This window comes from uncultured Methanobrevibacter sp. (assembly GCF_902769175.1).
Taxonomy (GTDB): Archaea; Methanobacteriota; Methanobacteria; order Methanobacteriales; family Methanobacteriaceae; genus Methanobrevibacter.
In genome coordinates, this window is sequence record NZ_CACXNW010000042.1 from 1 (window position 1) to 21459 (window position 21459).

The 21459-nt window shown below is 31.1% G+C and carries 17 protein-coding genes and 1 pseudogene; 8 read left to right on the top strand and 10 right to left on the bottom strand.

The features are described from left to right. Positions 1-202 precede the first annotated feature (202 nt). Together topA and QZV12_RS12470 are read right to left on the bottom strand one after the other, a co-directional pair. Positions 203-2395, bottom strand: a complete 2193-nt coding sequence (gene topA / locus QZV12_RS12465) for a DNA topoisomerase I (protein WP_295622347.1) — start codon at positions 2393-2395, stop codon at positions 203-205. 552 nt (positions 2396-2947) lie between these two features. Next, positions 2948-3139, bottom strand: a complete 192-nt coding sequence (locus QZV12_RS12470) for a hypothetical protein (RefSeq protein WP_295622348.1) — start codon at positions 3137-3139, stop codon at positions 2948-2950. A gap of 704 nt (positions 3140-3843) precedes the next feature. Here QZV12_RS12470 and QZV12_RS12475 point away from each other — a divergent pair. From QZV12_RS12475 to QZV12_RS12485, 3 genes are all read left to right on the top strand, one after another. Then, positions 3844-4554 carry a hypothetical protein gene (locus tag QZV12_RS12475; protein WP_295622349.1) on the top strand — a complete coding sequence of 237 codons (711 nt, stop codon included), beginning with the start codon at positions 3844-3846 and terminating at the stop codon, positions 4552-4554. A 632-nt stretch (positions 4555-5186) separates the two neighbouring features. Next, entirely contained in the window at positions 5187-5390 is a 204-nt protein-coding gene (locus QZV12_RS12480; RefSeq protein WP_295622350.1) for a hypothetical protein, read from the top strand. Between the two features lie 277 nt (positions 5391-5667). Next, on the top strand, positions 5668-6066 hold the full coding sequence (locus QZV12_RS12485; RefSeq protein ID WP_295622351.1) for a hypothetical protein: 399 nt from the start codon (positions 5668-5670) through the stop codon (positions 6064-6066). 520 nt (positions 6067-6586) lie between these two features. Here the strand turns inward: QZV12_RS12485 and serB are convergent. Both serB and QZV12_RS12500 read right to left on the bottom strand, forming a co-directional pair. Beyond that, positions 6587-8376 (bottom strand): annotated as a pseudogene (gene serB, locus QZV12_RS13770) (phosphoserine phosphatase SerB). An 11-nt stretch (positions 8377-8387) separates the two neighbouring features. Further along, the gene (locus QZV12_RS12500; protein ID WP_295622354.1) at positions 8388-8933 is read right to left on the bottom strand and encodes a TATA-box-binding protein; all 546 of its coding nucleotides are present in this window, start codon (positions 8931-8933) and stop codon (positions 8388-8390) included. Positions 8934-9258: 325 nt separating this feature from the next. Here QZV12_RS12500 and cyaB point away from each other — a divergent pair, with 325 nt between their 5' ends. The 5 genes from cyaB (at position 9259) to fen (ending at position 14682) form a co-directional block, all read left to right on the top strand. Further along, positions 9259-9804, top strand: a complete 546-nt coding sequence (cyaB, locus tag QZV12_RS12505) for a class IV adenylate cyclase (protein WP_295622355.1) — start codon at positions 9259-9261, stop codon at positions 9802-9804. 185 nt (positions 9805-9989) lie between these two features. After that, positions 9990-11168 carry a homocitrate synthase family protein gene (locus tag QZV12_RS12510; protein WP_295622356.1) on the top strand — a complete coding sequence of 393 codons (1179 nt, stop codon included), beginning with the start codon at positions 9990-9992 and terminating at the stop codon, positions 11166-11168. Between the two features lie 416 nt (positions 11169-11584). Next, entirely contained in the window at positions 11585-12838 is a 1254-nt protein-coding gene (hacA, locus tag QZV12_RS12515; protein ID WP_295622357.1) for a homoaconitase large subunit, read from the top strand. 58 nt (positions 12839-12896) lie between these two features. Continuing rightward, entirely contained in the window at positions 12897-13463 is a 567-nt protein-coding gene (locus QZV12_RS12520) for a chorismate lyase (protein ID WP_295622358.1), read from the top strand. 232 nt (positions 13464-13695) lie between these two features. Next, entirely contained in the window at positions 13696-14682 is a 987-nt protein-coding gene (gene fen / locus QZV12_RS12525; protein ID WP_295622359.1) for a flap endonuclease-1, read from the top strand. Positions 14683-14818: 136 nt separating this feature from the next. On the opposite strand, the gene QZV12_RS12530 is transcribed toward fen, so the two are convergent. The 6 genes from QZV12_RS12530 to QZV12_RS12555 form a co-directional block, all read right to left on the bottom strand. Then, entirely contained in the window at positions 14819-14950 is a 132-nt protein-coding gene (locus QZV12_RS12530; protein WP_295622360.1) for a hypothetical protein, read from the bottom strand. A gap of 484 nt (positions 14951-15434) precedes the next feature. Next, positions 15435-16544, bottom strand: coding sequence for a hypothetical protein (locus QZV12_RS12535; RefSeq protein ID WP_295622361.1), 1110 nt, complete (start codon positions 16542-16544; stop codon positions 15435-15437). Positions 16545-16649: 105 nt separating this feature from the next. After that, on the bottom strand, positions 16650-18122 hold the full coding sequence (locus QZV12_RS12540; protein WP_295622362.1) for a hypothetical protein: 1473 nt from the start codon (positions 18120-18122) through the stop codon (positions 16650-16652). Between the two features lie 65 nt (positions 18123-18187). Continuing rightward, positions 18188-18562, bottom strand: coding sequence for a hypothetical protein (locus QZV12_RS12545; protein WP_295622363.1), 375 nt, complete (start codon positions 18560-18562; stop codon positions 18188-18190). Positions 18563-18688: 126 nt separating this feature from the next. Further along, positions 18689-19675, bottom strand: a complete 987-nt coding sequence (locus QZV12_RS12550) for a hypothetical protein (RefSeq protein WP_295622364.1) — start codon at positions 19673-19675, stop codon at positions 18689-18691. 4 nt (positions 19676-19679) lie between these two features. Continuing rightward, positions 19680-21440, bottom strand: a complete 1761-nt coding sequence (locus QZV12_RS12555) for a hypothetical protein (RefSeq protein ID WP_295622365.1) — start codon at positions 21438-21440, stop codon at positions 19680-19682. Positions 21441-21459 lie beyond the last annotated feature (19 nt).

The window sequence follows — 21459 nt, forward strand, 5'->3', positions numbered from 1 at the left end:
AAAAAATAAAAAGAATTTTTTGGATTTTGGAAAAAATTAAAAAAAAAAATTGGGATCATGAATTTGATTTTTTTTCAAAATTTGTGACACCCTCTCAAAAAAATAAAAAAAGAAAGTGAAAAATAATTAAATAAAATTATTTAAATTCACTTTAAAATCTATTTAGCTGTTTCCTTTTGAGATTCAGCCTCTTCTTTTCCATCTATTTAGCTGTTTCCTTTTGAGATTCAGTTTCTTCTTTTCCAATTTTATCCAAATCTTTTATTTGGCAAGTGAATCTGCATTGTGGGAAACCACTGCATCCTATAAATTCACCAAATCTACCATGACGTTTCAATAAGTCTCTGCCACATTCAGGGCATTGGCCAACAACTTCAGGAGCTCTTCTTTTACTTACCTCTTTACCACAATTTGGATCAAGGCACATGCGTTCACGTCCTTTTTGACCTTTCTTCTTAACTGAAATCATAGGCAATCCACAGGTTGGACAAGTAGATTTCAAGATATTGGCACCTTTTGGCAAGGAATAGGTGTTTCTGCATTTAGGGAATTTTGAACATCCAATGAAATACTGCTTGTTTCTTTTGGAATATTTCTTAAGCAATTTTCCTCCACAGCTACAGTCACCAATGATATTGGATTCCTGATAGGATTCATAAAGCTTTGTACCGATTTCCTTTTGATTTTGATCGATATCCTTAAGGATTGACCTTACCTCTTTTTCACCATTGGCAAGAATCTCCTCTTTGGTAATCTTATCTGCAGATAAGCAGTCAAGTTCCTTTTCAAATTCACGAGTTAACTCTTCGCTGGTTAAGTTCTTACAATATTGCTTTAAGGTATCGATTATATGAATTCCTAATGGCTTTACTTCAATCTTCTTGCCGTCAATGAATTTCCTATCATATAATTTAGTAATAATGTCTGCACGGGTAGCTTTTGTTCCAAGATCCCTTTTTTCCAATTCCTTAATAAGGGAAGCTTCATTGTATCTTGCAGGAGGTTTGGTTTCCTTTTCCTCTGAAAGAATTTCATGAATCTTTAGGAAATCCCCTTTCTTAAGTGGAGGGAACTCATCAGCTTCCTGTTTTTTAAATGGATAATGCTTTAACCATCCTTCATGGGAAACTCTTTTTCTTGAAAATACAAATTCCTCATTGTTCACATTTAGATTTACCTTCATGGTTTCCAATTTTGAATTTTCACTGAAAACGCTTATGAACCTGTATACAATCAAACGATAGATCTTTGCCTCATCAGGAGATAGGTTAGATGGCAATACACCAGTTGGGTGAATAGCTGGGTGTGCTGCATCTTCCTTTTTACCTTCATTAGGCTTTAGTTTGGAAGGCAAGTCAACAATATGTTTCTTAAACTCTTCATCCTTAAGAAGACCTGCAAAGATTTCCTTAAATCCTAATGATTCAGGAAGCTTTTGGGATGATGTACGTGGATAGGAAGTGTATCCTCCAACATAAAGGTTCTGAGCTGCAACTTGAGTCCTTTTAGGAGAGAATCCAAAGACTGTATGTGCTTCAGATTGCAATCCACCTAAATTGAATGGAATAGGTGGCTTCCTAATGGTTTCCTTGATGTTGACATCTGTAACAGTTGCATCAGCACCTTGACATTCATCAAATATCTTTTGAGCTCTTTCCTTATCGAAGATCTTATCTTCAACATGATTTGCTATAATGTCAAAATCGGATTTTGCCTTGATTTGCCAATAAGGTTCAGGAACAAATGATGCAATTTCCTTTTCCCTATCCACTAAAATTGATAGGGTAGGAGTTTGAACACGTCCAGCAGACAAGCTTATGCGCTTATAGCTAGCGGATCTGACTGCATCCATTAAAGCTGATGAAATGTTCATACCAAAGTAATAGTCAAGCATATGCCTTGCAATTCCACTGTCAACCTGGTGAGGGTCAATGTCAATCATATGGTCATATGCATCTACAATATCCTTTTTGGTCAAAGTGGAAAACTTCATACGGGATGCCTTTGCCTCTGCATTATTTCCGCAAGCATATTTCAAGGCATTGTATCCGATTAATGTACCTTCCACATCGTAATCGCAAGCATGAACAAATTTATCTGCACCTTTAGAGAGCTTTTTAATTGCATAAACATAATCTCTAACATAGCCGCTGTTCTTTTCAACTTCATATGCTGGAACCCATGTTAAATCAAAACCTAATCTGTCTCTTGAGCTAGCAGATGTTAAAGAGTAAAGGTGACCTACTGCAGATAAAACAGTGGTCTTTTTACCGTTTTCTTCAAATTCCCAATAATTGATTTTCCTACCATATTTCTTTTTTTGGGCTTTTGAAGAAAGAGCCTTTGCTATCTTCTCAGCAGATTTTGGTTTTTCTGAAATAATCACTTCATGCATATTTATCACAAATAATAAAAATTGTTAAATAAGAATAATAAAACTTAAAAAAATTATTAATTAATATATTAATAAAATTATATGTTTTATATAAAAATAGAATTCTATAAAAATAGTTTTTATAAAATCTAACAAATAAATTGAAAAAATTGAAATTTTAAAAGTTATTTAAAATTATAAATACTTTATACTCAACAATCATATTTAATATTTTCGATTTGAAAAAATTGGAATTTCAAGACTAAATCAATATTAAAATTTGAAAATAAAATTTAATTTAAAGTGAAAAATTAAAAGATAATTGAAAATTTTACTAAACTTTAAAAAAATAGGAAACTGTTAAAAAAATAGAATTTTAAATGAAATTAATAAAATTATAAAATTATAAAATTGACAAAATAATAAAACTGAAAAAATGAATTAAAATATAAAATTAATAAAAAAATAAAATTATATAATTATAAATTAAATAAATTAATAAAATTAATAAAAATAAAATAAAAATTTATTTATGCAAAATCAGATTGTCCGAAAAAAGTGAAAAAAAATAAATTATTCCTTATCCATAAGATCTTCCTTATAAAATCCATAGAAATTAGAGCAGTAGCCACACATTGGATATTCGCCATAGTGATAATGAGCGCCTTCATCGCTGTTCATATCAAATTCCTTGCCACAAGTATAGCAAACCTCTATTTTCTCTTCCTTCTTTTCATCATTAGAATTATTATCATTATCTGCCATAATATCATCTCTATTAAAAATAATTATTATTTAATAACATGTTTCAAAAATGTCTCATAAAATGTTTCTAAAATATACCATACAGTTCATAACATCTTATAACATCTCATAATATATTATAACATGTCTCATAAAATATTTTCTCTTTAATTATAATAAAATTAGATTTATCTATTATATATATTTATGATTTCTATACATGAATTGCAATTATACATTTTTATGATTTCTTATGCCTGAATTGCAAATTTTCAAGCATTGTTTTATTCAGTACATTGTATGAATTTATCATTTTTATTCAAAAATTTGTATGAATTAAATTAATTCATTCAATGCTTCACAAAAATTTAAGCAAAAATTCCCTATTGTTTTAGTATTAACAAACAAAACCCATTTTTTAAAATCCATTAAAAAAGATTATCCCTATTTTTACTCACCAACACCACTTAATCAAAAAATATTATGATTTAAAATCCTTTAATTAGACTATAAACGATTAATTATCCTTATTTTTTAAAAATAAGATGCAATCAACCACTTGCATTCGAAAAACTTTATATATGACCCCCAATATACTATGATTAATTGTGATTAACTACACACAAAAAAGTTACTGTGATTAACTACACACAAAAAAGTTACTGTGATTAACTAACAAAAAAGTTTCTGTGATTAAGTCACATCAAATCAAAAGGTGATTAAAAATGAAAAAAATAGTTCTTTTATTTATGACTTTATTTGTATTATTAGCTGCTGTCGCAACAGCTTCAGCAGCAGATGTAACCAGTGCCGTTGCAGATGACGGCGCTATCGTTGTTGATGATGTTGATGCAATGGAAATCGATTCCATTTCCGAAGATATAAACGAAGTTGAAGCTGAAGTTGAAATTGACGATTCCACTTCCCCAGATGCAAAAATCATTGAAACCGATGATCTCGTAACTGAAGACGTTGAAGTTAAAGACATCGTAAGTTCTTCTGACTCCAACACCACAGTAGAAGAAGAAAACGATTACATGTTCTATCCTAAAAATAAAAAAGGAATATACGTAACCAAAGAAAAGAAAGAAGCTCTTCAAAGTGAAATCGACAGATTTTATACCTCATTGAACAAAAAAATATTCACTCCATTAACCCAAGACCCAAACGGTCCACGTTACGACACTTACGAATTTATAATTGAAGTTTACATGAAACACACCTACGAAGACACTGTAATCATTGTAAACGAAGTATACAAAAAATGCCATTACATTACATCTGAAAATATGATTGAAGATATAATGAAACAAATGCGTAATGGAACCGTAGAAACTAACGAACATACCCTTCCTGCAGTCACTTACAAAATGTTAATGATAGGAATCGAAGCTCTTCACGAAAAAAACAATTATCGTGATTTCAATTTTTTCTAATTTTCTAATTTTCTATTTTTTTTAATTTTATATTTTTTCTAATTTTTATTCAAAATCTATTTTTTTCCAATTTATTATATATTCTAAATCCAAATTTTCAAAATCCTAAAAAAAACACTACTTTTAATTAATCCATTCTAAATCCAAATTTTCAAAACCCTAAAAAAACACCGATTTTGATCACCATATTCCAAATATATTTTTCCAATTTACTAAAATCACTTATTCTTTTATTGCAAACCTACCCATACGAGCCATCTTTTTTCAAATTTCTTAAAATCAGTTATTAATTTATGCCTTTTAATTGTTTTTTGCGTTAATAATTTTATAATTTCAAACTTTTCATATGATTTAAATTAACCATATATTCAATATTTGCATCAAGTGTTAATAAATGAAAAGTTATGCGATTATGCATCCACCATATGGCAATAAACATTATAACGCATATTAAAAAAATGATTAAAAAATATAACTTTTGGACAGGCTCTATTTCAAAAAATAATATGTAAGTAAGCACTTACACTCGGAATATTTTATATATGTCCTCGGATATACAACTACTTAATTTTATAAAATTATATAAATGAGTGTGAAAAATGAAAAAAATAATTTTAACATTATGTTTAATAATGATCGCTCTTTTAGGAGCAAGTGCAGTAGCAGCATCCGCTGATGCTTACAATGCAAATTATGCAGAATCAATAGACGGATGTCATTTTGATGATATGATAACCAATGATGAATCATCCATACAAACTGATAGCATAAACATAAGCTCTGACGATAAAGGAAAATGTAAGTATATATATCCCAAAAAAGGATTCAGCTTATAACCAATCAAAAGAGCCAATCTATAGACACGAAGGACATCCCAACTTTGAAAAGGAAATAGCAAAACTCCTCGAGGAAGCAATAAACACAAACCAAACTAGCGAAAAAACACAAAACAATAATAACTGTATCAATTATAATGATAACAATTCCCTAGAAAATTGTACTTTCTCAAACAACAAAGAAAAAAATTCCCATGCAGTAAATTACCATGATAATCTTAATGAAAATACTTGCAAATTCATAGATAATTCCCCAAATCCATTATATATATCAATAATGGATGTATTTACCAAACATAGTTATGGAAACCTCTCAGATGAAGAAATCAATGCTGTTAATACTGCATACCAAGAGATCATTAGTCTTTACAAAGCAGGACATTCAACTCTAAAAATTGCAATAGAGTATGACATGGCCCCAACACAAATTCAAGATATTGCAGATTTAGAAATCAAAGAAATTCAAATAGACCCAACAGCTAATTTAATCTATAAAATGTATGGTTCCTATACTCTCGATGGAATCTGTAATCACTTAGAAATAAGCAGTGCAACAGCTAAAGATATTATCCATAGAATAAAACTTGGTAAATACGGAGACAGCTACAAAAAAGTGCTCTTAAAACGTGACATGGTATCCATGAATTTAAAGATGGATGAATATGTTATCAACTAATCATTGTAAAAAATGCTCTAATTGAAAAATTAGGGCTAAAATCTTTTTTTTTAATTTTTTTAACTTATAACAACCAAATCACTTAATATTTTATTACAAACCTAGCCAATACTAGCCATCTTTTTTCAAATTTCTTAAAACCAGTAATTATTTTATGCCTTTTAATTGTTTTTTGCTTTAATAATTTTATAATTTCAAACTTTTCATATGATTTAAATTAGACATATATTCAATATTTGCATCAAGTGTTAATAAATGAAAAGTTATGTGATTATGCATCCCCTATATGGCAATAAATATTATAACTAATATAAATAAATGATTAAAAAATATGAGAACAATAAAATTATTAAAAATAATAAAAGAATCAAAATAATTTAAAACAAAATATAATTAAAAATAATAAAAAAAGTAAAATAAAAAAATAATTAAACAAAAAATAAAAAAGAAAATATTTAGATCAAACTTCTAAAAAAGTTTGAAAAGAAAAAAAGAAAAAAATTAATTAAATATAATTTAATTAATTAATATCGTATTTTTGCAAGAGTAAAAGCTCTTCGGTAGATAATTTTTTACCGTTTTTGAATTTATCAAAGATACTTTCAGCTCTTTCTTTTTCTTCACGATTTTTCTTATTGCTTGAAGAACCGCTAGATTTATCAGATCTGCGTTTTCTGTTTTTGTTGCTTCCTAATTTTTTATTGATTACATGAATTTCACTTAAAACCATTTTAAATTCTTCATGTTTTGCAGAAGCATTCTTTCTTGCTTGGATGAATAATTTGTGTGCTTCATCAGCAGCAGTTCTGATTTCATCAGTTTTTCTGAAGTAAGAAAGCATTTGTTCGTGAGCTTCTTGTGCTTGTTCTGAAAGCTCTACCACTTTAGCATGGTATTCTTCAGATTGTTTCTTGAGTTCAGCAACTTCTTCTTTGACTTTGTCGTCTTCTTTGATTTCTGCAAGTTCTTTTCTTAAGTCATTTGCATTTTTAACAAGTTGATTTTCTTTCTTAATGTCTAAAACTCTGGTTTCAATGATTTTGTCAATCTTTTTGATTTCAACTTCGATTCTAACCTTATCTTTTTTACCAGAAGACCATTCGAGATTTTTAATCTCTTCGTTAACTTTATTACGTGCTTTTTTGTTTTCCTCAACTTGTTTGTTGATCTCATTACGTTGATCTCTGAACTCAATAGCTTTAGCTAAGTTTTCTTTTAATTCAGAATTTAATTCATCACGTATTTTACGTTGTTCTTTAGCTTCTCTGCTTGAGCAATAAGCTCTTCTCTTTCATCTTTTTGAGCTCTTACACCTTCAATGGTGTCAGCTAATTCGAAATCAGGTTCAGGAAGAGTGTTTTTCTTTTTAGATTTTTTAGGTTTAGCTTCTTCAGCAGCATCTTCAGTAGCTTCTGCTTCTTCCTCAGCTTCTTCCTCAGCAGCTTCCTCTTCAGCTTCCTCAGCTTCTTCCTCAGCAGCATCTTCTTCAACTACTTCCTCTTCAGCCTCTTCAGCTCCAACAACGTCTTCTACTTCTTCGGTTTCTTCAACTACTTCTTCAGTTGCATCTGCAACTTGTTCTTCTTCTTGGTTTTCAACAACTACATCAGTAGTTTCAACTACTTCAGTTTCTACAGCAACTTCTTTATCCACGTCAGCATCTCCTTCAGTGTTTTCAGAGTTTAAATTGATAACGACATTTAAAACGTCAGTTAAGTCACGGGTTTCTACAATAATGTCTGCATTTTCTTTTAAAGCAGGTTTAGCATTAAAAGCAATCCCATATCCTGCAGATTCAATCATAGAAATATCATTAGCCCCATCTCCAACAGCAACACATTCATCTAATGAATATCCTACTTCTTCAATGTATTTAGACAGAACATCTAATTTTGAACCAGACACTAATGGTCCTGTTACTTCACCAGTCAAGACCCCGTCTTTCTCAACTAATGAATTAGTGAATACATTATCCACATTAAGTTTTTCCTTAATAGTATCAGCGATAATATCAAAGCTACCACTTATAATTGCTACATCAAAACCATTTTCCTTTAAAGTGGAAATTGTTTCTTCAGCACCCTTCATTAAAGGCATTTCTTTAGCTAATGTTTTAATATCTTCAGTAGAAGCTCCTTTAAGAAGTCCTACTCTTTTCTTAATGGATGTTTCGAAGTCGATTTCACCTTGCATAGCTTGCTCGGTGATTGCTGCAATTTGATCTTCAATATTTACTAATTTTCCAATCTCATCTATACCCTCACCATCAATAATAACATTATCTAAGTCAAATACTACAAGTTTAATCAATATATCACCAATTATATTAAGTCCAATTCGCTAAGTCTTGCTTTTGCGTTTTCCACACCTAACCTAGCATCTTTTTTGGTTTTAGCACCGGTACAAACAACTTTTCCGGAACCGAATAATAATAATACAACTTTAGGATCAGATAAACGATATACTAAACCAGGGAATTGTTCCGGTTCATATTCAGTGTTTTCCAATTCCAAAGCAACTGCTTCTAAATTTAATGTTGATTGTAAATTTGCAGAAGCAACAATGTTTTGAATTTTAATATCAAACTCATGAGGAATTTCTGTATCAATAGTTCTCATAAGATCGACGGTTTTTTTAATAGCTAACTTTGAGTCGTCGATAGATTTAGCGCCAGTACATACGAGTTTACCGGAACTGAAAATTAAAGCAGCAGTCTTAGGATCTTGAAGTTTAAAAACTAATCCAGGGAACTGTTCTTTGTTAAAATCGACACCTTCTAATGCTTGAGCAACATCAGTGAGTACAATATCCTTACCAATGCTTGCAGAAGCAACAATGTTCTCTATTTTTATATCAACATCGGTCAATTTATTACCTCCAAATTATTTAAAAAAAAAAGTAAGTAAATATTTTAAAAAATTAATATAACTTTAGTTTTGACAAATAAAAAAAAATTGACAATAAAAACAGTTAAAATTAATAATTTTTTTATTAAAATTTTTACTAATAAAATATATCATTTATATAGTATATAAAGTTAATGCTTATAAACCATATAAATGATAATAATTTTTAGCAAATTAGTATTAATAATTTTTGAACACAACCATTTATAAAGGTATTTAAAACAAATATACAATTGAATTAAAAATTATAAAGAATTTTTACATAAATGCAAGTGAGACTAAAAACATGATAGAGGTAGAAGTGAAAGCTAAAATCAACAGCTTCGATGAAATGAGAGAAAGGCTTGATGAAATTAATGCAACTAAAGTCAAAACAGAACATCAAGAGGACAGATATTTCAATAGTCCAGTAAGGGACTTTGCCCAAACTGATGAGGCATTGAGAATAAGGGAAACAAAATCCGATGAAAAGCATAACTTATTCATAACCTACAAAGGCCCAAAGATAGATAAGAAAAGCAAGACTAGACAAGAAGTGGAAATGGAAATTGAAGATGCGGACAAATGCAGCAAAATATTTGAATTCTTAGGATTCAATGAAGTAAGAACAGTCATTAAAGACAGGGAATATTACAAGTTGGAAAACTATGAAATAAGCTTGGACAATGTTCATGGATTGGATCCATACATGGAAATAGAAATCAGTTTAGATGACGGTGCAGATTATAGCAAGGCACAAGAAAGCATTTTTGAATTATTTGAAAAATTAGGAATTACCGATGGCTTTGAAAGAACTTCTTATTTAGAATTATTGGAAAAACTGGACAAATAGTCATTTAAATTAATAACAAATATCATTGATTTTAATCCAATGGAATTAGATAAATATACAAAAGTTTATAAAAAAGAAATACAAAACTTATTATATTAATTTTAAACTAAAGAGATAAAATTAAAAAACTATAGAAAAACTATACAAAACTATACTTTAACAGAAGACAAAGAGTTGAGAAAAAAATGCAATATTATACAAGTCCTTTCAACAAGGAAGAGGAATACAAATTCCCTAAAAATATTACAATTTATGATACTACTTTAAGAGATGGAGAACAAACTCCAGGAGTCTGTTTTTCACAAGAAGACAAATTGGAAATTGCAAGAAAACTTGATCAATTAAGAATCCATCAAATCGAAGCAGGATTTCCTATTGTATCCAGTAGGGAAACCAATACAGTTAAGGCAATAGCTAATGAAGGATTGGATGCTGAGATTATCTGTTTGACAAGAACCAAAAAAGGAGATATTGACAGAGCCCTTGACTGTGATGTTGATGGAATAATCACTTTTATGGGAACTTCCGATATTCATTTGGAACATAAGATGCATATCAAAAGACAGGAAGCATTGAATATCTGCATGAAATCAATTGAATATGCTAAAGACCATGGATTGTTTGTAGCATTTTCAGCAGAAGATGCAACCAGAACCGATTTGGACTTTTTAAAAAGAGTCTACTCCAAAGCGGAAAGCTATGGTGCAGATAGGGTGCATATTGCAGATACTGTTGGAGCAATCACTCCTCAAGGAATCACATTCCTGATTAAGGAACTTAAGAAAGTCACTAATGTTGAAATAGCTATGCACTGTCACAATGACTTTGGAATGGCTGTAATAAACTCAATTTATGGATTGCTTGCAGGAGGAAGCGCTGTTTCAACCACAGTAAATGGTATTGGCGAAAGAGCAGGAAACGCTTCCCTTGAAGAGTTAATAATGTCATTGAAATTATTGTACGGAAAAGACCTTGGATTCAAGACCAAATACATCCAAGAGCTATCTGAATTAGTCTCTAAGAAAACAGGATTGGAAATTCCATACAATAAGGCTATTGTAGGTAAAAACGTATTCAGACACGAATCTGGAATTCATGTTGATGCAGTTATTGAAGAGCCTCTTACCTATGAGCCATACTTACCTGAACTTGTTGGTCAAAAAAGACAATTGGTTTTAGGAAAACATTCAGGCTGCAGAGCAGTTAAGGCAAAGCTTGACGAATGTGGATTCAAAGTAACCAATGATCAGCTCTGTGAAATCGTTAAAAAGGTAAAGGAAAGCAGAGAAGAAGGAAAATACATTGACGATAATGTATTTAAGGACATTGTAAGAAGCATTGATTCAAATTATGTTGATTTATAAAATCAACATTTATTTCTTTTTTTATTTTATATTTAATTCTTGGCAAAAACTATTTTTTAATATGATTTTAAACTATAATGATAGAAATTATTTAAAAAAAAACTATTTTTCATTAATACTGATTTTAAACTATAATGATAGAAATTATTTAAAAATAAATTTTTAACTTTAATGAATTTGAATTTTTATAATAAACTTTCAACACAAATAAATAGAAAACCAATATAGAAAATCTTTAAAAATTAATGAATTTGAATTTTTTTAATAAACTTTAAACACCAATAAATGGAAACTATTTTAAAAAATCTTTAATGAATTGAAATTTTTATAAATAAGTTTATAAATCTAATGAATTAAATTATAAAAATAGATAAAATTAAATTAAAGACAATGATTGAATTTTTAGGAGATTAAATTTGAACATTTCAGAAAAAATATTATCTCAAAAGGCAGGGCATGAAGTTAGTCCTGGAGAAATAATAGAAATTGACGTTGATTTAGCTATGTCACATGATGGAACTTCACCTCCTGCAATAAAAACCTTTGAAAAAATAAGCGATAAGATCTGGGACAATGAAAAGATAGTAATTGTTTTTGACCATAACATACCTGCAAATACAATAGGATCTGCAGAGTTTCAAAAGGTGGCAAGAAATTTCATTAAAACCCAAGGAATTAAAAATTATTACACTCATGGAGAAGGAATCTGCCATCAAGTGCTTCCTGAAAAGGGACATGTTGAACCTGGAAAGGTTATAGTTGGCGCAGATTCACATACTTGTACATATGGAGCATTTGGAGCATTTTCAACAGGAATGGGTGCTACAGACTTGGCTATGGTCTATGCCACTGGAAAAACATGGTTTATGGTTCCTGAATCATTCAAGATAGAAGTTGAAGGAAAATTGAATCCTGGAATCATATCAAAGGATTTGATTTTAAATATCATTGGCGAGATTGGAATAGCTGGAGCTACCTATAAGACTGCAGAGTTCTGTGGGGAAACCATTGACAATTTAGATGTTGAAAGCAGAATGACCATGACAAACATGGCAATAGAAATGGGTGCCAAAAACGGAATAATGGAACCTAATAGGGATACCATTAATTACATTTGCGAAAGAACCGGCAAAACAGAAGACCAATTGAATATCTTCAAGTCTGATGCAGATTCAGTCTATGAAAAGGAATTCCTGTTTAATGTCAATGATATGGAAGCACAAATAGCCTGTCCAAATGATGTAGACAATGTAAAGCCATTATCACAAGTTGCTGGAACCCATATTGACCAAGGTTTTATAGGTTCCTGTACAAATGGAAGATTATCTGACCTTGCACAAGCAGCAGCAGTCCTTGAAGGAAAACAGGTTCATGATGACGTTAGATTAATCATAATTCCTGCTTCAAAGGAAATCTATCAAAAAGCTATGGATTTAGGATACATAAAAACATTCTTAGATGCTGGAGCTATGGTATTGAACCCTGGCTGCGGACCATGCTTAGGAGGACATATGGGAGTATTGTCTGAAGGGGAAACAAGCATATCCTCTACAAACAGAAACTTCAAAGGCAGAATGGGAGATCCAAATTCATCTGTCTACTTAGCTAATGCAGGAGTTGTAGCGGCATCTGCAATTTCAGGATTTATTGAAAATCCAGATAACTTATAATCTATAATCATAACTTTCATCAAATTTCTAAACCTTATAAGAACACGGAGAATAGATTATGTCAAAACCAACAGACAATGACATCAATGTAAGATTGATTGAAAAAATCAATCAGGTTGAAGAGGAATACGATAAGAATTTTTCAAACACTCAAAAAATTCTAATGACTACTGATGGCTCAATTACAGCCATTTTAGATGTATTATATGGAAAAATCGCTTTAAAAACCTTAGAGCAACATTTTGAAGCGGCAACTGAAGAAAGCGCCAAATTGGTAAATGTTGATGCTGGAGATGAAGTGAACTATAGGGAAATTGTAATGCATAAGGATGATTATCCTTTAATCTATGCAGTTTCTTACATTCCATTAAAAAGATTAAGCAAGGAAATGAGAGATGACTTGGTTAGAGCAGATATTCCTATTGGAAGAATCCTAAAGAAATACAATGCAGAAACCAGAAGAGAAATAAATGTCATACAAATAGAAGAGGCAAGCGACAAGCTTAAGGAGCTTTACAATACTGAAGAGGATTTCCTGACAAGAGACTACACCATCATTATGAATGGTGAGATTCTAATGTGGATTAAGGAATTCTTCCCAATAGATTATTTTACTGAAATATGATGCTGAAAATAAACTTTTTAGTAAAAAAACACTAAAAAGCCATAAATAGTAAACTATTTTAATACAAGTAAAATCTAAAATACTAACAAATAGTAAACTATACATAAAAATTAGTTTTCAAATGCTCTATTTCACAAAATAAATATATTATTATAGTCCAATAATAAAATAAAGCCAAAATAGCTAAATAAGAAATAATGATTAAAAAAAATGATAATTCAAGGTGGATGATATGGGAGTAAAATTTAAGGACATAGTTTCTCCAGAAGAAATTAGCCTAAAAGATTTGGAAGGTAGAACAGTTGCAATTGATGCTTATAACACCATTTATCAATTCTTATCTGGAATTCGTCAAAGAGACGGCAGTCCATTAATGGATCAAAATGGAAATGTTACCTCCCATTTAAGCGGAATCCTTTATAGAACATCTGCAATAGTGGATAAGGGTATAAAGCCAATATATGTTTTTGATGGAGACAGCAACGAACATAAGGCAAAAACCATTGAAGAAAGAAGAGCTATAAAGGAAGAGGCACTGGAAAAATGGGAAGAGGCAAAAGCTGCAGGAAACATTGAGGAAGCAAGAAAATTTGCAATAAGAACCTCCAGAATGTCTCCATATATCCTTGAATCCTCTAAAAAATTGCTTGAATATATGGGTATCCCTTATGTGCAAGCCATAGGTGAAGGTGAAGCACAGGGAGCTTACATGGTTGAGCAAGGAGATGCATGGGCAGTGGCTTCACAGGATTATGATTGCCTCTTGTTTGGAGCTCCACGTATCGTAAGAAATCTCACATTAAGTGGTGGATTGTCAAACCTTGAATATTTAGAGCTTGAAAAGGTCTTAAACGAAATAGATGTGACAAGAGAACAATTGATTGATGTTGCATTGATGGTAGGAACCGATTTTAATGAAGGAATTCATGGAATCGGTGCAAAAACAGGACTTAAGCTAATCAGAAACAATAGCTTAGAGGACATCTTGGTTCAAAAGGGAATTACAGAAGTGGATGTAGAACCTGATGAACTTAGAGACATTTTCCTAAAGCATGATGTTAACACTGATTATGATATCAAGTTCAAAAGTGCAAATAAGGACAATCTTGTTGAATTCATGTGTGAAGAGCACGGATTTTCCGAGAGCAGAGTCTTGAATGTAACAGACAAACTCAAAAAATTAAGTTCAACTCAAAAAAGCTTAGAGGATTGGTTTTAACAACTGAATCCTTATTTATTTATTTTTTTAATCTTGATAAAAATAGTTATAATGAAAAATAAAGCGTCAATTCTTTTTTCGTAAAATTACTTCTTAAACACTTTTTTTAAAACGTAACCTATTAATGACCATGAATTTATGAAAATGATATTGTTGCCACATGCAATACATCCAATAAACGTATATTCTGCTTGATTGCCCCTAAAACAGTCAAAACAAAACATATTGTCAATATGCCCATGTGGCAACAGATGCCTAATTTAAACATGAAATTTTAATTTATAATTTAATCAAATTAATCAAATTAAATTATTTCGTTACTTTTTAATCAAGTTATCTCGTTTCTTTATTCATTCAATCACCCAAAATATTTATTTTAAGCATGAAAACTTTATCTCAGTATCCTTTCTAAAATTTTTAGAATTTTCTCTTTGATTCATTAAACTGAACTTATTAGAAGCACTAGCTACAAAATCTGCAGTAGTCTTATACTCAATAACAGCATTAAACTGAACTTATTAGAAGCACTAGCCTATAATATGCTCTTTCAAATCATCAAAAAGACCAAACGAAAATAATAGCTTATTTCTCTAGTCCTTTAAAAAATATTAATCCTTTAAGAAATACTAATCCTTTAAAAAATACTAATCCTTTAAAAAATACTAATCCTTTAAAAAATACTAATCCTTTAAAAAATACTAATCCTTTAAGAAATAATAATCCTTTAAGAAATAATAATCCTTTAAGAAATACTAGTCATTTGTGAAATAATAGCTAATTCCAGAAGTTAAACCAGTAATACTGACAATTATTCCAAATAGCTTGAACGCTCCAGGGACAAAAACTTCGTTTACCATAACATATTTCACAATCTCCCAATTTGTGCGCTGAGCCATAATATTATTTTCTACAATACGTGTATACTCCAAATTAAAGCTTTTTGACATAGCTCCACCCATTAATCCTCCCATAACACCAGCTATAGCAGAGGTGATTGTTAAGGAAAGTATTGTGTCTCGTCTATTGTAATTTACATCATAATGCTCTGAAATAATCCATGCTGCTGATGCTCCATCTATTGCAACACCTATTACAAGACCAACTCCAACACCAACAAATGGATTGCCTGTCATAAATCCAAAAGCAACGCCCGCAAGGGTAGCTACCATAGGAGTGAATACTGCAATTATTGTGGAACTTACAATGGACATGCTTTTTGCGAAGTGAACTGTTGAAACTTGATCATTCCCTGTAATGTTTTCACCATTATACATTACCTTTCCCCCATCACCAACACAGATGCATGGCCCCTCACCATATGCAGTATTGTTTCTGAAATGGGAGTTTTCCATAACTAATGTTCCTTGATTGAATATTGCTGCCCCGTTTTTAGCATAATTATTTGTGAAAGTACAGTTAACGCAGTATACCCATCCTGTGCTGAGTATTGCTGCACCCCAATCTCTGTCAATCACATATTTCATTCTGTTTTCGTTGAAAACCACATTACTAAACATACATACTCCCCCATTATTTTCAACAGCCATATTGAAACCTACAAGGGTCATGTTGCTTACGGAAAATACTTTTCCTACAGTTATAGTGGCCCATTTCTCTTCAGCTATATCGTCAAATGAACCTCTAATCACTGAACCGCAACCTTGAATATTGACGCAGCTAAACTGAGCGTGTGTTGATAAGTCCCATGTATTAGCACAGTCTATTATGAGACTTTTAGTGAATACAATATTTAACACTCTAGAAAGACAGCCTTGAGGAAAGATAGTTAATCCACTATCCTGCAATAAAATATTGGTTATTGGTTTTAATAAGTCCTGTAAATAAATTTTTTTCTGAATCATATCCAATAATCGGATATGCTATCAACATATTGTGTCTTTGTAATTGTAAATTTGATTTCATAATCCCCATCGGACAACTTTTTGAAAAGGTCATTAGTAGTGGAGTTAAACATGTTTTTGAAGACAAAAGCCTTTGCAATATGTGATGTTAAAATCACGGAATTCTTTAACTAAATTGAATGTAAATTCCCCGTTTTCAGAGTTGTAGTTGCCATAGGAATATAGGTCATCATTGTAATACTTAACCCCTGCATTCATATTGGCAGCATAAACAAGCGGATAAAGATTAATATATTCATCAGCAAAACCTAATACACATTGATATGTGGATAAATAGTCTAAATCTATGTCATTTACATATCCGTCAATGAAGCTATGGCTACCTTCAAACAGGACATCTTCTAAAGAGAAGTGTTTACGTGTGTAATTAATATAGATTGCCTCGTCAGCTATATTGGCACCTGAATTTTCAAAGTAGCAATTGCTGATTTTGTTGTTTTCGCCTCCAATAAAGATTGCACCCCCAGCATATAAAGCGCAATTGTCAATGAATTCATTGTTATCAATAATTCCATTGTTTCCAATCCAGAATATCGCTCCACCGAATTCTGCAATATTTCCAATAAAACTACATCCTGTAAGGAGGCCATTATCACCGATCCAGTTGATTAAACTTCCATTTCTTAAGTCATCATGTGCCAATATAGTCAATCCATTGATTTTAATGTCATTGCCTTCAACATGGATTATTGATTCATTCAATATGCCTCCATACACATAAAAGACATGACCATTACCATTAATGCTTATATTGTCATGATTGATTACAAGTGAATTGGATGGGGAAAAGTAATTTCTATAAATGTCATAGACTCCACCATCCTTGAGATTTGATATCTCATAAAATAAGTCATCAATAGTGACAGGAATTGGTTTTCCATCAATAATTACATCAGAACGATCTTCAATCCAAATTTTAACTGCATTTTCACCTTCAAAAGAACAGTTATCAATTGTCAATAATCCCCTCTTATCCAAATTTCTATAAATGTAGCAAATCACTTGATTATTATGTGATTCAGAAAATGTATTATTGAAAACACAACTGCGGATTGCATTGTTGGTTCCATCCATTGAAATTGCTCTAGATGTGTTGTTTATGAACACACAGTTATCAATTAGACCATTGTCACCATTCCAATTTACGGTTCCGCCAACTTTTGCGGCATTTCCCATAAAGGTACAGTTTACAAGCATGCCATTATTTCCATTTATGGTGATAAAGCTTGGGCAACTGTAACATTGGGACATGAAATCAAATGTCAAGCCAATGATTCTGACATTGTCTCCAAATATATTGAATAGGCAAGACAATGAGTCATTTCCATATATTTTGTAGCCGTTGCCGTTGATGGTGATGTTGTTTGCATTGATAGTCAAATCACCATCAATTTCAAATAAGCAATCCCTATCGAAATCGAATGTATCGCCATCTTTTAATTGTTCTAAGAGTTGACGCAATTCTTCAAATTTCATTGCAGGCAACATATTATGCGGAACAAATCCCTCATAAATCACTTCACAGCCATTTTCTGCATCAACAGTTTTTGCACCTTGAAATGTACTTCCAAAAGTGCAGTTGTTTAGTGTAAAATTGGATTGTCGATGTTTTTTAAATATATTGCTTCGTAATGATTTGTAGCATATGAGGCATTAAAGATGCAATCGACAAGATCATTCATGTTTCCTGCAATATAAACTGCTCCTCCAAAGAGTGCTGCATTTTCATCAAATACACATTTTTCAATTTTTCCATTGTTTCCAGTCCAGTAAATTGCTCCTCCAAAGTCACCTACATTGTCCTGCAATAGGCAATTTGAAATGAATCCATTGTCACCATGCCATTCGATTGGACTTGTAAGATGGTTGTAGTTATTTCCATAAATGTTTTTGCTTGATTTTATGTATTCAGAGTCATATGCTCTGAAATTGAGGATGTTTAAATTAAGTATCTTCACATTGTTTCCGGTTATGTTGAAAAGAGCAAAGAATTCTCTGGCTCTGCCACCATTTATGATGTGGCCGTTACCATCAATTGTTACATTATCTGCAGCAATGTTTATTATGCGGTTTCTTGCAAGGTCTCAGATAGTGTTTGAAACAACATAGTCTCTTTCTAAGATGTAATAATCTCCGGACTTTAGGTTTTCAATCTCCTTGCATAAGATATCAAAGCTTTCATAGCTGAGGTCAACGCCATCACACAATACAATGCATCCTTCGTCCCATAAGACTTTTATAGGCTTATCGCTTATCTCCTCGTTACTGAAAACAGAGCTTTTAATGTTTAATACCTGTTCATTTTTGCCTGAGAAATATATTGCCTCATCGCTTAATGGAGATATGAATTTTCTGAATGTTGTGCTATCCATAGTATTGTTTCCCCCTGTAACATATATTGCTCCTCCACGATTTAAAGCAGTATTGTTTTCAAAATGACAATACTCTATGTACCCCTTGTTTCCATTCCATGCTAGTGCACCCCCATTTGGTGCAATGTTATTGTAAAATCTACATGAAACAAAGCATCCATCGTCCCCATTCCACAGTATATGGCTTGTATCTCCATTTCCGCTTGCATTGAAGTTTTTAAAGATTAAATCATATATGATTACATTATTTGCGCTTACTATGAATTTTGCCAAATCAGACCCATTGGCATCAATGGTGTGTCCATTTCCATAAATTGTCACATAACTTGTATTTATGTTTATTATTGATTTTTCATTGTCTGATTCTCCATTAAAGACATAATCCTTTTCAACATAGTAGTGGCCATCTCCTTCCAAATTTCCAAAATCTTCATTCAAATCATTGAAGGTCCCTACATCATCTTCAATACTATTTCCAACTAACTTCTCGCCATTCATTTGATTTGAAGAGATTGCTAAATTTCCATCAGCTATATTATCTAGAGGGCTTGCTAAAGCTCCACTAGATACTGCATCATCAATGGATGTTACATTGCCCATGCCATTCATTTCGCTTGCACTAACACAAGAGATAGTCATTAAAAGACATAAGCATGCCATTAAAAACACTACAGGTTTAATATTTAAATAAGACATCATTTTATCACCTAAAATTAGAATTGCAGTCATTATTAGACAATTTAAGATGATTTTGTCCAATTATGATTGCTGCATTATTAGATATAGTTTTTAAATCATCAGCCCCAATTAGAGAAGCCATTCTTTTATAAAAAGCAGTATTGTTTTTAAAAGTGCAGTGAAGTGCACTTAATTTTTCATAATTATCGAAGTTGCTGTAATTTTCAATTAAAAAGTCCCCAAAACAATTAAAGAAACAAACATTAAATAAAAAGTTCCCATAAGAATTAAAGAAACAAACATTAAATAAAAAGTCTCCATAAGAATTAAAGGAACAAACATTAAATAAAAAGTCTCCATAAGAATTAAAGAAACAATCATTAAATAAAAAGTTCCCATAAGAATTAAAGGAACAATCATTAAATGAAAATTCTTGATTAAAAATAGATTCAATGTTTAAAATTGAATTGTTTTGATTTGCGTTTGGTGTGATGTTTTGGGTTGTAATAAAAAGTAAATAGTTGTTGGCAGGTGTATCTTTAGCATTTAAACTATCGATAATTAAATCAGGGTTTGTGAAAATATAGTATTCAAGATTAAAGTCATTATCATTCAATTTATCAGAAATTAAATTAATTTCTAAACCATTGCAATTGAAAAAACAATCAGAATAATTAATAGACAAATCTTTAGCACCCATATCTAATTCTGAACTAAAATTCTTGAAATTATTTCCAATATTAATAAGGTCTAGCTCTTGATTAAGAGATAAAAGGCTTTTGGAATTCTGATCTTTAGAGTTCATTGGATTTTCTTTATTTAAACCTAAAGAGATTAAATCTATTCTAGAAAATTTAATTTGAGTACTGCAATTGTAAAAATTAGTTAAATCATGATTGACATTACCATCAGCAATAACATCAACACTGACTTTTTGATTGTTTTGAAGTTGTGTATTTGGATTATCATTGCAATGATTGTCTTTGCAACAGCAAAACTCCTCATTATTTAATTTAGAGTCGAATTGAACTAGATTGTTAACTGAATCAGCAAGATTTATTGAATCCTGTTTAATTACGACATCGTTTGTAATCCAAATTCCTTTATCATCACCAACGATTGGTTTTTGCAGATTCGCATAGCTAATGTGTCCTTTTTTGACATTAAAATTACTTGAAAACACATTAGGGCAATCATTGACATGAAAATTACTTGAAAACACGTTAGGGCAATCAGTGTTTTTACTGATTTCATTGATGAATCGATCAAATGGATTATAACTGAAATGTTTCTTAAAATGAAAAACCTCATGTGATTTAGTTCCATTAAGTAATCTGCCATTTATATAGTTATTGCCAAGTGCTGATTTAGCATCATAATTATTACCAAGAAATTTCCAATAATAAAATGTCATAACGTCATATCTATAATCGGCAAATGTCCTATTATCAACTACCTTAACGCCATAACTATGACCATCAGATGTCCTATGATCAAATCCACTGTGAGGTTTTTTCTTTACAGCATCCCACCCATCATGATTTTTGCTTTGTAGAGTGTAATTGTTTATGCTGTCATCAGAATTTGCAGAAATGTCTGCATCATTGTCGATAACACTAAAAACGTTTTCTTCATCATTTAAAGGGATGCTATCGACAAGAGTGGAATTGTTTATAACAGCACAATCCATATCATCACTTGCATAAATGCAGGATAGGCTAATAAAAAGACATATGGCTGCAAAGAATATCAATAACCATTTATTTTTAACTAAATCATTTTTCAATTAAAAATCCCCGATATTT